This is a genomic window from Mesorhizobium sp. M0140 (assembly GCF_040322475.1).
Lineage (GTDB): Bacteria > Pseudomonadota > Alphaproteobacteria > Rhizobiales > Rhizobiaceae > Mesorhizobium.
The window spans coordinates 1-14497 of the sequence record NZ_JAMYTM010000023.1 but is presented as its reverse complement, the minus strand read 5'-3'; the positions used below and the strand labels follow the sequence as shown (position 1 = coordinate 14497).

Here is a 14497-nt window from a genome sequence, read left to right as displayed (position 1 = left end):
GTCAAATCGGAATTTGTGCGGTGCTATTCGTCTCGATCGGTCAGGGCCGATCGACAATGATCAGGCTGCCTGCAGCAAGGCCTCGATTTCCGGTATGGCATGGTTGGTCAATGTCTTGGGAATTTCGGCGGTCACCTTGTCCCCGACCTCCTTGTGCAGCTTTTTGCGCATTGTCCCAAGCACCACCGGCGGTGCGACCAGCACGATCTCGCTGAATTCGCCGTCATGCGCGAGCTTGTAGAGCCGGGCGGCGATTTCATCGGCGAAACGCTCCTTGCCGATGCGGTGCCAATCCGTATCCTCGACCGCGCTGCGGTGTACGGAGGGACCATCATTGTATCGGCCCGGGCTGTCACTGCCTTGCTCGCGGGTGGGCGGGTTGTCCTGCTGCATTTCCTGCACCACCTCGAGATTCGGATATTTATTGTCGCCAGCGTTCCTGAGGAAAAGCGCCTTCTCGCCATCGGCCACCATGACCCAGATACCGTGCTTGAGTATGATTGTGTTCATGATGACAGGCTCCTTTTCAGCCGCGTGGTGGCCTTTCGTGGCGTTCCGCAGCCGGGTTTCGATCCGATATGACAGGCCTTTTGAGAACGCGCCCGGAGCCACTAATGTTCCAGTCGGCAGCCGCGTCGGCGTTGGACATTCTGGCTATCCAGAGTTCGCGGCTTTAATCTACTAATTTGGTAGAATTTAGAAAAAACGGTTTTGCGGCTTTTCTCCCCAGGCGCTAAAAGACCCGGAAAACAAGGCCTGCGACAGCAGCTTGAATCCGCTCCATCTGTAAACGAGAAATATTTTTCTCTTGGCCGGGATGCTTTCAGAAAAGCAATTGCATCCCGATAAGGGATGCGCGAGTGCGTTCCTTCTGGTTTCTCGCGCCCGCGCGTAGAACTGCAAGCTCATTCAGGATTCCGCTCGCGTCCATGTCGCACACTGCTCCCAAGCTCAACGCCTTCCCCGTGTTCATGCGGGTCGAGGGCGAAGCCGTGGCCATCGTCGGCGGCGGCGAAGAGGCGCTGGCCAAGGCGCGGCTGATCGGACAGTCGAGTGCGGTCCTGCGGATTATCGCGGAACACGCCGAGCCCGACCTGCTCGCCTTCGTCGCCCAGGCCGGCGCGAGCCATTTTGCCGCCGCTTACGACGCATCGCAGCTCGAAGGCGCGATCATGGTGTTTGCCGCCAGCGGCGACGAGGAACTCGACCGTCGGGTGGCTGCGGATGCGCGCCGCCTAAGCATTCCGGTCAATGCCGTCGATCGGCCTGAGCTTTGCGATTTCTTCACCCCGGCGCTGGTCAACCGCGCGCCAGTCGCCATCGCCATCGGCACCGAAGGCGCCGGGCCGGTGCTTGCGCAGATGCTGCGCGGCCGCATCGACCGTATGCTGTCGCCGTCGCTCGGGCCGCTGGCAACGCTTGCCGCTTCGTTTCGCGGGGCTGCCGAGAAGCTGCTGCCGAGAGGCAATGCCCGGCGCCGCTTCTGGAATGATTTCTTCACTGGTGCTCCTGCACGCGCGGCTGAAATCGGTCAGCTTTCGCAGGCGCATGATGCTGCCGTCGATATTCTGCTGTCGAACACGCCCGCTTGCGGTCACATCGCGCTGGTTGGCGCCGGTCCGGGCGCCGAGGATCTACTGACCTTGCGGGCCCATCGTCTGCTGATGGAAGCCGATGTCATCGTCCATGACGCGCTGGTGCCGGAGGCGGTCGTTGCCATGGGTCGCCGCGATGCCGAGCGCCTGCCGGTCGGAAAGCGCAAGGGCTGCCACACCAAGAGCCAGGCTGAGATCAATGCGCTGCTGGTCGAGCTTGGCCGTGAAGGCAAGCGTGTCGTGCGGCTGAAGTCAGGCGATCCGCTGGTGTTCGGCCGGGCCGGCGAAGAGATGGCGGCACTTCGCGATGCCGGCATCGCCTATGAGGTGGTTCCGGGTGTCACCGCGGCCTTTGCTGCCGCCGCCGATTTCGAACTGCCGCTGACCTTGCGCGGTGTCTCCTCGTCGATGGTGTTCACCACCGGCCACGATCTCAAGGGCAATTCGCTGCCCGACTGGGCCAAGCTCGCCATTTCCGGCGCCACCGTCGCCGTTTATATGGGCCGCTCGGTGGCCGCCGAGGTTGCCGGACGGCTGATCGAGGCCGGTCTGTCGCCAGATACGGCGGTGGCCGTGGTCGAGAATGCCAGCCTCGCCAACCGGCGTCGCTTCCACGGCACGCTTGCCGACCTGCCGTCGCTGGAAACGCGCGCCGATCTTTCCGGCCCGGTCATGACCATCATCGGCGATGCGGTCGCCGGCGCCAACTTTGAACGGTCCGAGCCGCTGGCGGCACACAGGCATGAAGGCGCGTCCAGTTCGGTCGCCGAAGGAGTTCAGCAATGAAGATACTGACCGCCAACCGCCTCACCGACGGTATTGCCGTCTGGTACGCCGATGGCGGCTGGGCCGAGACGGTGGACCATGCCGACCTCGCCCATGACAAGGCAGCCGAGGACAGGCTCGAGGCGATCGGCGCCAAGGCCTATGCCGCCAACGAAGTGGTCGACGTCAATTTGATCGACGCTGAAGTCGTCAACGGCGTCGTCCAACCGGTGCGGCTGCGCGAGAAGATCCGCGCCGCCGGCCCGACAATCCGCAACGATCTCGGCAAGCAGGCTGCGCGGGCAGCATAACCGAGACACCAGGCATGGGCGGACGCGCCCTGAAAGACCAAGCATGTACCGTTACGATGAGTTCGACCACGATTTTGTCCAGGCCCGCGTCGCGGAGTTCAGCGACCAGGTGCAGCGTCGTCTTGCCGGCGAGATCACCGAGGACCAGTTCCGGCCATTGAGGCTGATGAACGGCGTCTATCTCCAACTGCACGCCTACATGCTGCGCATCGCGGTGCCTTACGGCACGCTGAACGGCAAGCAGTTGCGCATGCTTGGCCACATCGCCCGCAAATACGATAAGGGCTATGGCCATTTCACCACGCGCCAGAACATCCAGTTCAACTGGCCGGCGCTGTCGGACATTCCGGCGATCCTGGCGGATCTCGCGAGCGTTGAGATGCATGCCATCCAGACCAGCGGCAATTGCATCCGCAACGTCACCGCAGACCACTTCGCTGGCGCTGCCGCCGACGAAGTCGCCGATCCGCGTCCCTACGCGGAAATCCTGCGCCAGTGGTCGTCGGTGCATCCGGAATTCTCGTTCCTGCCGCGCAAATTCAAGATCGCGGTGACGGGTGCCGAGCGCGACCGCGCCGCCATTCAGACCCACGACATCGGCCTGCACCTGAAGAAGAACGCCGCCGGCGAACTCGGTTTTGCCGTCTATATCGGCGGCGGCCAGGGTCGCACGCCAATGGTTGCCCGGAAAATCCGCGACTTCCTGCCGGAAGCCGATCTTTTGTCTTACTGCACGGCGATCCTGCGCGTTTACAACCTCTATGGCCGCCGCGACAACAAATACAAGGCGCGCATCAAGATCCTCGTCCATGAGACCGGCGTCGAGGAGATCACCCGCCAGGTCGAGGCCGAGTGGCAGGAGTTGAAGGACGCCGAGTTGAAGCTGCCGGAAGCCGACATCCGCGCCATCGAGGCCTATTTCGCGCCACCGGTGCTCGCTGGGCGGCCGGAAGGCGACCAGGCGGTCAAGCTGGCGCGGCTCGATTCCAAGGGGTTTTCGGAGTGGCTCGACCAGAACGTCGTGACGCACCGCCATCCCGACTATGCGGCGGTGACGATCTCGCTGAAGGGCATCGGCGAGGTGCCCGGCGACGCTTCGGACAGCCAGATGGAAGCGATCGCCGACATCGCCGAGAAATATGGCTTTGACGAGCTGCGTGTCAGCCATGAGCAGAACCTGATCCTGCCGCATGTGGCCCGCGCCGACCTCAAGGCGGTCTATGATGCGCTGGTCGGCATCGGTCTGGCGACAGCCAACTCCAACCTGATATCGGACATCATCGCTTGCCCGGGCCTCGATTATTGCGCGCTGGCCACGGCGCGCTCGATCCCGATCGCGCAGGAAATCTCGCAACGCTTCGCCTCGCTGGAACGGCAGCGCGAGATCGGCGAACTGAAGCTGAAGATCTCCGGCTGCATCAACGCCTGCGGTCATCACCATGTCGGCCACATCGGCATCCTCGGCGTCGAGAAGAAGGGCTCCGAACTCTATCAGGTGACGCTGGGCGGCTCGGCAGACGAGAACACCTCGGTCGGCGAGATCATCGGCCGCGGCTTCTCGTCGGAAGAGATCACCGACGCCATCGAACAGATCGTCGAGACCTATCTCGGCCTTCGGCTCGACCCACAAGAGAAATTCATCGACGCCTACCGCCGAGTCGGTCCCGCGCCGTTCAAGGAGGCGCTCTATGCTGGCGAAGCCAAGGCCGCTTGACCGTATCGGAGACGTCGATGACGGCATCGCCGCCAAAGCGGCGGGGCTCGACGCGCTCTACGGTCATCTGAAGCCGATCGAGATCATCGAACGCTCGGCCCGCGAACTGTTCCTCGACGAGATCGCTGCGGTGTCGTCGTTCGGCGCGGACTCGGCTGTGCTGCTGCACATGATCGCCAAGATCGACCGGACACTGCCGGTCATCTTCCTCGACACCGGCAAGCATTTCGAGGAGACGCTCGGCTATCGCGACGCGCTCGCCGCCGATTTCGGGCTGACCAACATAAGGGTGATCAAACCCGAGGAAGCAGCACTCGAACGGATCGATCCGACGGGCAATCTGCATCAGAGCAACACCGACGCCTGCTGCGATGTACGCAAGGTCGAGCCGTTGGCGCGTGGCGTTGCACCCTTCCGCGCCTGGTTAACCGGCCGCAAGCGCTTTCAGGCCGCGACACGGGCAGCGCTGCCGGTGTTCGAGGCCGTCGGTCCGCGCATCCGCATCAATCCGCTGGCACACTGGACGACATCGGATCAGGCCGACTACATGCGCGCGCATGCGCTGCGCGAAAATCCACTGGTCGCCTATGGCTATCTGTCGATCGGCTGCTTCCCGTGCACGCAGCCGGTGCAGCCGGGCGAGGACGCGCGCAGCGGCCGCTGGGCTGGTCACGCCAAGACCGAGTGCGGCATTCACCTGTCGGGGCTGGAGAAGTCGCTGACCGACGCATCACTATAGGGTATGCTGAAATTCAGCCGGCCTGCGAACGGCGACCTTCATCCGGAGGCCGCCGGCTTTGCGTGGGATGGACTTTCAGCGGACCTGGATCTTGGGGCTTTAGGAATCTTTATGACTGGACCGACGACACCGGAGACCCGGCTCTGGACCCCTGCGGGTTTTCACGAGGATGAGTGGACGCATGCCGAAAGCGCCGATGCGCTGTCCGGCAACGGCCGCTTCATCCTGCCGTTGCAAGTCTTCCTCGATCTGGATCCGGAGGTGCGCCGCTCGGCCAAGGAACGGCTCGGCGTCCTGCTGCAGCCGGGTGATCAGCTCGAGAAGATTGCCGACCTGCTCGACCAGCTGTCGCTGGTGGCGTTGGCCTTCCCGGCCTTCAGCGACGGCCGCTCCTTCTCTAAGGGAGAACTGCTGCGCGGCCGCTACCATTTCGAAGGTGCCGTTCGCGCCACGGGCCAAGTGCTGGTGGACCAGCTGCCGCATATGCTGCGGCTGGGCTTCGACGAGTTCGAGATTTCCAATCCGGTGCTGTTGAAGCGCCTGGCGGAGGACCGTACCGGCGGATTGGGGCTCTACTACCAGCCAGCCGCCGTGCCGGAACCAAAAGGCCCGAAATACTCTTGGCGGCGCGTTCGCAGCAGCTGACGTTGCGGTAATTCCGCGCGTCTTTACATCAGTCGTGTTCAGGCCTTTTCTTGATCATCCGGATGGAAATCCGTGGACGATCGGGGAGGGGTCTTCATGCGTTACGACTATGTCATAGCCGGCGGTGGGTCCGCCGGCTGTGCGCTTGCCGCGCGGCTTTCGGAAGATCCATCGAAAACGGTCTGCCTGATCGAAGCTGGCGGCGAGGGCAGGGATATGCTGATCCGCGCTCCTGCTGGCATTATCAGCATGCTTTCCGGCCGGCCCAGAATCAACAACTGGGCCTTCGAGACCGTGCCGCAGCAAGGTCTTGGCGGCCGCAAGGGCTACCAGCCGCGCGGCAAGGCGCTGGGCGGCTCCAGCGCAATCAATGCAATGCTCTATGTCAGGGGCCATCGCAGCGACTATGACGAATGGGCAAATCTAGGCTGCGAGGGCTGGTCGTGGGATGAGGTGCTGCCCTATTTCCGGCGCGCCGAGGGCAATGAGCGCGGCACTGATGCGTTGCATGGCGGGGACGGCCCGCTGAAAGTGTCGAACCAGCGCTCGCCGAGGCCGATCGCCAAGGCCTTCATAGAGGCTTGTGCCGAAAACCAGATTCGCGCCTCGGACGATTTCAACGGACCGGAACAAGAGGGCGCCGGCTATTTCCAGGTGACCCAGTTTGCCGGTGGCGCCCGTAATGGCGAGCGCTGTTCGACTGCCGCCGCCTATCTCCATCCGGTGATGCAGCGGACCAATCTGACCGTGGTCACGCGGGCGCACGCCACAGGCATCGTCCTTGACGGCAAGCGCGCCACCGGCATCCGCTACCGGACACGCAAAGGCGAGACAGTGGCACAGGCGTCGCGCGAGGTGATCCTCTGTGGCGGTGCCTTCGGTTCGCCGCAGCTTCTGTTGCTGTCGGGTATCGGCCCGGCGGCCGAACTTGCCGTGCATGGCATTCCCGTCGTCCACGAATTGCCGGGCGTCGGCAAGAACCTGCAGGATCACCTCGATTTCATCGTCGGCTGGAGATCGAAGGACACCGATATGCTTGGCATGAGCCCGCGCGGCGCGTTGAGTTTCCTCAGGCACATCGCGCAGTGGCGCCGGGATGGAACCGGGCTGATCGCCTCGCCGGCGGCCGAGAGCGGCGCTTTCGTCAAATCCGACCCGGCGCTTGAACGCCCTGACCTGCAGCTGCAATTCGTCATCGGCCTGGTCGAAAACCATGCGCGCACGCTGCACTACGGCTTCGGTTTTTCCTGTCATGTCTGCATATTGCGGCCGCACTCACGTGGCGAGGTTGGGCTGGCCAGCGCCGATCCATTTGCCGCGCCACGCATCGATCCGCGCTTTCTCGGCGACCAGCGCGATGCGGAACTGCTGCTGAAAGGCGTGAGGATCACCCGGCAGGTGCTGGCTTCGCCGGCGCTGACGCGCTACCGGCACAAGGAAATGCACATCGCCGGCGAGCCGAGCGATGCCGATCTGATGACCCATATCCGTACCCGCGCCGACACGGTCTATCACCCGGTCGGCTCCTGTCGGATGGGAGTCGACGAGATGGCGGTGGTCGATCCGCAACTCAAGGTGCGCGGGCTTGAAGCCTTGCGTGTCGTCGACGCCTCGGTGATGCCGACACTGATTGGTGGCAACACCAATGCCCCAACCATCATGATCGCCGAAAAGGCCGCCGACATGATCAGGGCTGCCTGATCGGAGCTCCAGGCCGCGGCGCCCATAGCGCGGCGGTCCTTTTGTTATGACGCAATTGCCCAGGGAAAACGTTACGCGCTTTCCCTGGAAAACCGTTCAAACTTCTCCTGGAATTGCTTAAGCCGCCGCCCGTGCCTCGCGGAACGACACCAGCTTGCGGCGGTTTTCGTCCCACAATGCCAGTTTGACGCAGCGCAAGCTTTCGAGCAGCGTGACACGGCCGATGTCGCGCAACTCGGGATAATCCCGCAGCACTTCCTGCAACCGGTAGCACGGCACCTTGGCGGAGAGATGATGGACGTGATGGACACCGATGTTGCCGGTGAGCCAGTTCAGCACCGGCGGTAGATCGTAATAGGACGATCCGTGCAGGGCAGCGTGCTGGAATTCCCAGTCGGCATCCTTCGCCCATTCCGTTTCCTCAAACTGGTGCTGGACGTAGAACAGCCAGATGCCGGCCGAACCGGCGAGGATGACGATCGGCAGGTGGACCACCAGGAAAGCGCCCGGGCCGACGAACCAGATGAGGATGGCTGCTGCGACCGCGATGCCAAGATTGGTGGTCATCGACGACACCCAAGGGGTCAGGCCGCCGCGCATCATGCCGACGGGGAGCCTTTGCTCGAAGATGAACAGCCAGATCGGACCGAGCCCGAACATCACCAGCGGGTGGCGATAGAGACGGTAGGCGAGGCGGCCTCGCCACGACATCTGCCGGTATTCTGCAACGGTCAGCGTCCGGATGTCGCCCATGCCGCGTTCGTCAAGATTGCCGGCGCTGGCGTGGTGCGTCGCGTGGGCACGCCGCCAGCAATCGTAGGGCGTCAGCGTCAGGATGCCGAGCGCGCGGCCAATCCAGTCGTCGGCGTAGCGATTGGCGAAGAAGGAGCCGTGGCCGCAGTCGTGCTGGATCATGAAGATGCGCACCAGAAACCCGGCCGCGGGAAGGATGAGGACCAGTCCCCACCAATGGCCATAGGCATAAGCCGCCGAGGACAGTCCCCAGAGTATGGCGAATGGAATGAGGGTGATGGCGAGTTCGACGGCGCTGCGCCGCCTGTCGGGCTTCTTGTAGCGGGCGAGAATCTTCAGCCAGGCGCGCTTGCTGTTGGCCACCGCCTCAGGGGAAATCATGTTCATCAGGAAGCATAGGCGCGGTGCCTCGCCGCCGCAAGGCAACATCACGCAAAATTACTGTGCGTAATTGTCGCGTGGCTTGGCGGTCGAGCCAGCCAACCGCCAGCTCAACCTGCTGATGACGTCGACCGCTATTCGCGATCGAGGATAGGACAGCCGCGCTCGGTGCCAAAAGTCACGCGCACGCGGTCGCCACCCTGTCTGCCGCGGACCGTGATCTCCCGGCGGCCGATGGACTCAATTCTTGCGCGGCGGATGCCCATTCGCTCTGCCTTGTCGAGAGCCCGGTCTTCCGTGCAGCCTCGTTGACGCCGGTCGCGCCGATCGTCGCGACGGGGACCTTCGCAATCGTCGTAGGCGGGGTCGCAATCTTCCATGAGCTTCAGCCGCGGGCCATGTTTGCCCAATTGCAGCTGCAGATTGTCTGCTTGTGCCGGAAAGGCCGCCAAAGTTATGGCGCCGAGGCCGACAAGCGCCATCAGCGATGAGGTAATCGAAACCTTGCGCATTACGTCCTCCATTTGAACCAACCCATCTATCCTTAGATGGTTCGGCTCTCCCCGGCTATTGCCGATAGGAGGTTTGCTGCCAAGATCGATTGTTGCGTTACGGCCGGCGCCAGCCGATGTCACCGCGCTCCGCCCCATCGAGGCGGTCGAGCAGTTCTCTGAGCCGGTCGGGGATGTCGGCTTCGGTGCGGAAGGCCGGCAAGGTGCGCAGAAAGCGGGTCACCGCCTCGGCGCCGAACTGGCGCCTGATCTCGATGGCCAGCCCCTCTGCCTTTTCGCCCATGTTGCGGGTCATCATCTCAAAATCCTGTCTCGGCTTCGAAACTCCTGCAGCAAGAGAATGGTTCCCCCATCATGCCTGTGTGGCAAGCAAAGCCGGCGGTTAAGGTAAAATTTGAATTAAAGTCGAAATGTCTTGCCTGTCATTGTCCCGCCTTGGCCGGCGGCTTCCATAGTCGCTTACCCCTTGATTTTTGGCCGCCAAACATCGATATCGGGCACAAAATCCACATCATTCGAGATTGACGGGAAACGGCGATGAGCGACCAGGCAAAAGACGAACGCGCGCCCGATGAAGTCGAGGCGACCGAGCCCACAGCCGAGCGCACGGAAGGCAGCACCGACGGTGATTATGAAGCCCTTGTGCGGCTGCTGAAGGAAAATGAAGAGCTGAAGGACCGCGCGCTGCGCGTGGCGGCCGAGATGGAAAACCTGCGGCGCCGCACGGCGCGCGATGTGCACGATGCGCGCACCTACGCGGTCGCGAATTTCGCCCGCGACATGTTGTCGGTGTCGGACAATCTGCGCCGCGCGCTGGATGCGATTCCCGCCGAGGCCAAAGCATCGGGTGACGCCGGCTTCAAGGCGCTGATCGAAGGCGTCGACCTCACCGAGCGCGCCATGCTGTCGGCGCTGGAACGGCATGGGGTCAAGAAGCTCGCGCCTGAAGGCGAGAAGTTCGATCCCAATTTCCACCAGGCGATGTTCGAAGTGCCCAATCCGGATGTCCCGGCCAACACCGTGGTCCAGGTCGTGCAGCCGGGCTATTCGATCGGCGACCGCGTGCTGCGCCCGGCCATGGTGGGCGTCGCCAAGGGCGGGCCAAAGTTCGTCGCCGCTGAAGCACCGGTTGAGCCGGGGCCGGTGAACGAACAGGCTGAGAAAGATGCGTGAGGCAGGGGATAGGCAGTAGGCAGTAGGAAACTAGGGCAGTCGTATCAATCGCGCGGCTTCGTGCTATTCATACTGCCTAATCCCTAATCCCTAATCCCTACTGCCTTGGCCTCATGAACCCTATCGCGCTTCTTGACTATGCCGGTGTCGCCGTCTTCGCGGCGACCGGGGCGCTGGCGGCTTCGCGTAAGCAACTCGACATTATCGGCTTCCTGTTCCTGGCCAGCGTCACCGGGATAGGCGGTGGCACGCTTCGCGACGTTATCCTCAACCTGCCGGTTTTCTGGGTCGCCAACTCCGGCTATGTGCTGGTCTGCGCCGCGGTTGCGGTGCTGGTCTTCTTCAGCGCGCATCGTGTCGAATCGCGCTGGAAATGGCTGCTCTGGCTCGACGCCGTCGGGCTCGCCGCTTTTTCGGTGATGGGCGCGGCCAAGGGGCTTGCGATTACCGGTTCGCCGGTCGTCTCCGTCATCACCGGCGTGCTCACCGCCACTTTCGGCGGCATTCTGCGTGATCTCCTCGCCGGCGAGCCATCGGTGCTGCTCAGGCCCGAAATCTACGTTACGGCGGCCCTTGCGGGTGCCGGCCTTTACACGCTTGGCGAACTTGCCGGACTGCCGCCGCTCGCCTCGGACCTCGCCGGTTTTGCGGCGGCGTTCCTCGTGCGCGGTGGTGCGCTCAAATTCGGCTGGTCGTTTCCGTCCTACAAGAGCCGACCCGGCAGGCGGCCGGAAGATATTCCGTGAAGAGAGGGAATAGGGAATGGGGAATAGGGAATAGGGAATAATCAGTAGTCACAGGAGCTTAATCGTGGCGTCATCACTACTGCCTACTGCCTACTGCCTACTGCCTACTCAATCTCACGCCGCGAAGCGCTGGGCTTCGCCGCCATAATAGTTGACGTAGCGTGCGCCGATCTCCTTGACCGGCATCACGACGAACACATCGACCGTCGAGAATTCGCGATCGATGACGCAACCATCGCCGATGCGGGCACCGACGCGCAGATAGCCCTTGACCAAAGGCGGCATCGCGGCGATCGCCGCCTTGGCATTGACGGCCTCGATCGGCATCAGATCCATCGAGCAATAGCGCCCGGACACCGCGCGCACGTCCCAGGCCGAGTTCGTCCGGCAGTGGTGGGCTAGGTAGGTGAGCGCCTCGGCATGCGCCGCCGGCACGGTGCCGTGAAAGGACGCGCAGCCGGTCATCACACCGATTTCGTAATGGTTGATGTAAGCCCAGATGCCTTGCCACAACGCCTCGATGGTGCGCTTCGAGCGGTATTCCGGCAACACGCAGGAGCGGCCGAGTTCAAGGAAGCGCTGGCCGGGGTGGCGGGCGATGAGCTTGGTCAGCTCGAATTCACCTTCGGAATAGAAGCCACCGGCCGTGGCCGCGATTTCTTGCCGCAGCAGCCGATATGTGCCGACGATGCGGCGATGTTCGGGACCGGAAAGCGTGGTGTCCAAAACCAGCAGATGGTCGCAGAGCGGATCGAACCGATCGGCGTCCCGGCGGTCATGGGCCTGGAACAGGTCCTTCCTGGCGCCAAGTTCGTCGTAGAACACCCGGTAGCGCACTTCCTGCGCGGCCGCGATCTCGGCCTCGTTGCGAGCGAGCCGCACTTCAAGATTGCCTATACGGCCCAGCGCAGCGCCCTTTATGACGGAATCGACGTTACGTCCGGCAAGCAAAGCGCTGCTGGCGTTCGGCCGAGTGTCACATTCCGGCATAACTGTATGCACGAGTGATTCTCCTTCGAGCCATCCCTCTTGGCACGGGGATACGGTGTAGGTGCAACAGGATTGTGACAGTACCGTGATACGACGTCATGGGCAATACTTCGTCGGCTGGCGAATACGATCAACCGGCTACGTTTAAGTGATCGCCCGTGCCGAATGGCGGTGGAAAGCTCAGGCCGCGACGACCTGCCCCTCGACGGCATTGACCAGCGCCTCGGGGTCGAGCGGCTTGGTGACAAAGCCGCTGGCGCCATGGGCCAACACCGCATGACGGGTCTTTTCCTGGCTGTCGGCCGACAGCACCATGATCGGCACCGGCCGCACTGCACTTTCTTCCTCATGGCGGCGGATGGCGGCAATCGCGTCCAGCCCGTCCATGACCGGCATGTGGAGATCCATCAAGACCACGTCGAAGCGGTCCTTGTGCGCGGCGCCGGTGACAGCCTCGACGGCGGCCTTGCCGTTGCCGACCACCTTGACGCGATGCCCGGCCTTCAGCAGCGTGGCGCGGGCCAGCATGGCGTTGATGTCATTGTCCTCGGCGATCAGCACCGACAGGCCGCGCTGGCGGTTGCCGATGGCGCGCAGCGTCGGCGCGCCGCGCCTTTCCGGCTGCGGCGGGCCGAGGCTCGGAGCATGGCTGCTCAACAGCACACGCAGAAGTGTTCCGCCACGCACCGGTCTGGCCAGGAAGGTTGCGTAGCCGCTGGCTCGGAACTCGCCAAGCATGCCGCGATCGGTCGGCGCGATCAGCGTGATCGCCTCACAGTCGGAGAAACCGCTTTGGCGCAGGCGCTTGAGCAGCCTTCCGTCGCCTTCTTCCATCGCTGCATCGACCAGGATCGCATCGCAGCCGGCGGCGAAAGGCGCGGCCTGTGCGGCAGTGGTGGCGATGTCGACCGCGCCGCCATTGGCGCGGATGGTGCGGGCGATGGCGTCGGCCTCGACGGCGTTCTTCGACAGGATCACCGCGCGTCTGCCCGAGAGAGCATTCTGGTGGCCCTGCGGCGCTTCGGTGGCCGCTATCGCAGGGATTTCGAAGACGAACTCGGATCCCTGGCCGAGCCGGCTGGATACCGAGATCGTGCCGCCCATGGCGGCCACCAGGCGTCTGGAGATGGCAAGGCCGAGGCCGGCCCCGCCATGTGTGCGTGTCGACGTGCCGTCGGCCTGCTCGAACTCCTCGAAAATGCGCTCCAGGTCGGCATCACGCAGGCCCGGACCGGTATCGGCGATGGTGAAGCATATGCGGTCGCTGGTTTCGGTGCGTGCGCGTGCTATGCTCACCAGCACGCCGCCGCTGTCGGTGAACTTGATGGCGTTGCCGATGAGGTTGAGAAGCACCTGCCTCACCTTGCCCGGATCGGCGGTGATCAATTGCGGCACGTCGGGTTCGACATGGCAACCCAGCCCGATATCCTTGGCGAAAGCCCGCGCTGCCAGCAATTCGATGATGTTGTCGGCGATCTCGCGCACCGACATCGGCTGCGGCTCGGGGTCGAAACGCCCGGCTTCGATCTTGGAATAGTCGAGAAGATCCTCGATCAGGGCAAGCAATGCGCTGGCCGAGGTCGAGACGGCGCCGACATAGGTTTGCTGCTCCGGCGACAGGCTGGTGTCGGCCAGCAACCTGGCCATCCCCATGATGCCGTTCATCGGGGTGCGGATTTCATGGCTGACGGTGGCGAGGAAGCGCGATTTGGCCTGGCTGGCATATTCGGCCCGTTCGCGTGCGGTGATCAGCGAGGATTCGGCGCGTTTGCGGGCGGTGATGTCGCGGGCGATGGCGCGGTGCGAAACCGCGCCGCTGTCCTTGTCGCGCACCGACAGTTCGATCCAGGAGAACCAGCGCTGCCCGCTCGGCGTGCTGATAGAGACATCGGTGGAACTCAGGCACTCATGGTCGGAAAAGGCGGCATCGGGAACCATGCCGACCTCGATGCCCAGTTCTGCCAGGGTCTTGCCGGCAAGGTCGCGCTGGTCGATCTCGACGAGATCGGCGAAGACCTTGTTGGCATAGACGATGTAGCCATCGCGGTCGCGATGGATGACGAGATCGCCAAGCGCGTCGATCAGGCCGCGAAAGCGCTCATCGCTCTCCTGCATCTCCCACATGCGGTCGGCCAGCGTCTCGATCTCGGCGCGGCTGCGGGCAGTGGTTTCGTCAAGAAGGGCAGAGGTGCGATGTTCGCTCCGCCTGGCGCGCAGATGCAGGGCAAGACCGGCAAGACCGGTTGCCAGCAATGCGACGCTAATGAAGATTGGTGCCCCGGTCAGATGCGCCAGCCCGGCCACCACCACGATGGCGACGAATGTCAGAAAGGGCAGGCTTTCGCGCCTGGAGAATTCCGGCTCGGGCACCAGCGGCCGGGGGGGGCCGGACCCGCGACGCCCCCCCCCCCGGCGCGGCCGCCCCCCGCCCCGGGGGCCAGGGCGGGGGCATTAGGCGCAGGGGGGCCCACC

Annotated in this window: 14 protein-coding genes; 8 read left to right on the top strand and 6 right to left on the bottom strand. The window is 63.5% G+C overall.

Annotation, left to right across the window (positions count from 1 at the left end):
• Positions 1 to 60: 60 nt before the first annotated feature.
• Positions 61 to 510 carry a baeRF12 domain-containing protein gene (locus NKJ37_RS21875; RefSeq protein ID WP_023812513.1) on the bottom strand — a complete coding sequence of 150 codons (450 nt, stop codon included), beginning with the start codon at positions 508 to 510 and terminating at the stop codon, positions 61 to 63.
• Positions 511 to 929: 419 nt separating this feature from the next.
• Here NKJ37_RS21875 and cysG point away from each other — a divergent pair, with 419 nt between their 5' ends.
• The 6 genes from cysG (at position 930) to NKJ37_RS21845 (ending at position 7470) form a co-directional block, all read left to right on the top strand.
• Positions 930 to 2381 (top strand): siroheme synthase CysG, encoded by a 1452-nt coding sequence (gene cysG, locus NKJ37_RS21870; RefSeq protein WP_352610166.1) that lies wholly within the window; start codon positions 930 to 932, stop codon positions 2379 to 2381.
• Complete coding sequence (locus tag NKJ37_RS21865) at positions 2378 to 2671, top strand: DUF2849 domain-containing protein (RefSeq protein ID WP_027037731.1); 294 nt, start codon at positions 2378 to 2380, stop codon at positions 2669 to 2671. The genes cysG and NKJ37_RS21865 overlap by 4 nt, the downstream gene beginning before the upstream one ends.
• Positions 2672 to 2714: 43 nt before the next feature.
• Complete coding sequence (locus NKJ37_RS21860; protein WP_128303223.1) at positions 2715 to 4385, top strand: nitrite/sulfite reductase; 1671 nt, start codon at positions 2715 to 2717, stop codon at positions 4383 to 4385.
• Positions 4360 to 5124, top strand: coding sequence for a phosphoadenylyl-sulfate reductase (locus tag NKJ37_RS21855; RefSeq protein ID WP_127272509.1), 765 nt, complete (start codon positions 4360 to 4362; stop codon positions 5122 to 5124). The genes NKJ37_RS21860 and NKJ37_RS21855 overlap by 26 nt, the downstream gene beginning before the upstream one ends.
• 111 nt (positions 5125 to 5235) lie before the next feature.
• Positions 5236 to 5769, top strand: a complete 534-nt coding sequence (locus NKJ37_RS21850) for a DUF934 domain-containing protein (protein ID WP_352610169.1) — start codon at positions 5236 to 5238, stop codon at positions 5767 to 5769.
• Between the two features lie 96 nt (positions 5770 to 5865).
• On the top strand, positions 5866 to 7470 hold the full coding sequence (locus NKJ37_RS21845) for a GMC family oxidoreductase (RefSeq protein ID WP_128303220.1): 1605 nt from the start codon (positions 5866 to 5868) through the stop codon (positions 7468 to 7470).
• A 117-nt stretch (positions 7471 to 7587) separates the two neighbouring features.
• On the opposite strand, the gene NKJ37_RS21840 is transcribed toward NKJ37_RS21845, so the two are convergent.
• From NKJ37_RS21840 to NKJ37_RS21830, 3 genes are all read right to left on the bottom strand, one after another.
• Positions 7588 to 8610, bottom strand: a complete 1023-nt coding sequence (locus NKJ37_RS21840; RefSeq protein ID WP_023812521.1) for a fatty acid desaturase — start codon at positions 8608 to 8610, stop codon at positions 7588 to 7590.
• Between the two features lie 128 nt (positions 8611 to 8738).
• Positions 8739 to 9116: a hypothetical protein gene (locus NKJ37_RS21835; RefSeq protein ID WP_023812522.1), complete on the bottom strand. Its 378-nt coding sequence runs from the start codon at positions 9114 to 9116 to the stop codon at positions 8739 to 8741.
• A gap of 97 nt (positions 9117 to 9213) precedes the next feature.
• Positions 9214 to 9414 (bottom strand): hypothetical protein, encoded by a 201-nt coding sequence (locus tag NKJ37_RS21830; protein ID WP_023812523.1) that lies wholly within the window; start codon positions 9412 to 9414, stop codon positions 9214 to 9216.
• A 239-nt stretch (positions 9415 to 9653) separates the two neighbouring features.
• On the opposite strand from NKJ37_RS21830, the gene grpE reads away from it, so the two are divergent.
• Positions 9654 to 10289 (top strand): nucleotide exchange factor GrpE, encoded by a 636-nt coding sequence (gene grpE / locus NKJ37_RS21825; protein WP_127296395.1) that lies wholly within the window; start codon positions 9654 to 9656, stop codon positions 10287 to 10289.
• A gap of 113 nt (positions 10290 to 10402) precedes the next feature.
• Positions 10403 to 11035 carry a trimeric intracellular cation channel family protein gene (locus NKJ37_RS21820; RefSeq protein WP_352440853.1) on the top strand — a complete coding sequence of 211 codons (633 nt, stop codon included), beginning with the start codon at positions 10403 to 10405 and terminating at the stop codon, positions 11033 to 11035.
• A 114-nt stretch (positions 11036 to 11149) separates the two neighbouring features.
• Here NKJ37_RS21820 and olsB read toward each other — a convergent pair whose 3' ends face one another.
• Positions 11150 to 12025 (bottom strand): l-ornithine N(alpha)-acyltransferase, encoded by an 876-nt coding sequence (olsB, locus tag NKJ37_RS21815; RefSeq protein WP_023812526.1) that lies wholly within the window; start codon positions 12023 to 12025, stop codon positions 11150 to 11152.
• Between the two features lie 180 nt (positions 12026 to 12205).
• Complete coding sequence (locus NKJ37_RS21810; protein ID WP_352774952.1) at positions 12206 to 14395, bottom strand: response regulator; 2190 nt, start codon at positions 14393 to 14395, stop codon at positions 12206 to 12208.
• Positions 14396 to 14497 lie beyond the last annotated feature (102 nt).